Annotated in this window: 2 protein-coding genes; both read left to right on the top strand. The window is 40.0% G+C overall.

From position 1 onward, the window contains the following. Positions 1-476: hypothetical protein (locus HMPREF9074_RS12535; RefSeq protein WP_198133053.1), on the top strand; the 476-nt coding region annotated here is incomplete at its 5' end. A gap of 87 nt (positions 477-563) precedes the next feature. Further along, positions 564-944 carry a hypothetical protein gene (locus HMPREF9074_RS11535; protein WP_009389221.1) on the top strand — a complete coding sequence of 127 codons (381 nt, stop codon included), beginning with the start codon at positions 564-566 and terminating at the stop codon, positions 942-944. Positions 945-993 lie beyond the last annotated feature (49 nt).

Here is a 993-nt window from a genome sequence, read left to right as displayed (position 1 = left end):
CAAGTGAGCTCGTTATAAATACAGTGTTTTCATCAGGTGGAAACGTATCGCTATTAGACGGCAATACTACCCAACAAAAAGGGGTTACAAATTTTGACGGTAACCGCCTTGAAAACGGACGCTTTTTTGTAATCGAAGCATTAACACTTTTATATGGTGAAGCAGCAGATGGTACTAAAGTATGGGATGTAACTTATGACAAGGCTCTTCCTGCTGTATTGCTATCGTCTGACTTTGTTATCCGTCAAAATGGCGAAATTATTGTAAAATTGCCTGTGGCTGCTATCGAAAACGCTAAGAAATCAAAAGAGGACTACTATCGCGTTTTAGGAGCACTTGCTGTTATTGAGCCTACACAAACCATCGAAATGATGATTGAAACCCCAGTAGGCAGTAGTATTACCCCTGCTACCAGCGGACACAAGTCATTCGTTCGAGTGCTATTACGTGGCTTCGAGACCTATGTGAAGAGATAATAATAATTGGGTGTTAGCCGTTAGTGGTTAGTCGTTAGCAAACGACAATATTCTAACGGCTAACAACTAAAAACTAACACCTAAACTATGACAAGTAGTATCATAACTAACAGAATAAAAGTAAACATCGCATCAGGTGGCAATGCCCAGGGTGATTATGTTACCTTAGAAAAGGGGCGTTGTATAGGCGTTTATTACTTGCCTATTACCTCTTACGAGCCAGAAAACGCTGTTGAAATCTCACTTCGTGACCCGCAAGGCAATGTAATCATTGAACCTGTAGACTATCGTGATTATAAGCACAAGGGCGGTGGTTATGTGCAAGGTATGAAACAGGTAAATTTTGAGTGTAACAATAACAAGTTCCACGTTTCAGTACTTAGCGATACTGCCCTAACCAGCGATTTAAAGGGTGAGTTAGTACTACTCATTCAGCGTGATTGTCTATGCGATAACAACCCTCAATAATTATGAAAGGACTATTACACAGTATTCGTATTACCGATGATATAGTATT

It is taken from the genome of Capnocytophaga sp. oral taxon 329 str. F0087, from assembly GCF_000213295.2.
GTDB lineage: Bacteria > Bacteroidota > Bacteroidia > Flavobacteriales > Flavobacteriaceae > Capnocytophaga > Capnocytophaga leadbetteri_A.
This window is presented reverse-complemented; position numbering and strand designations above follow the sequence as displayed.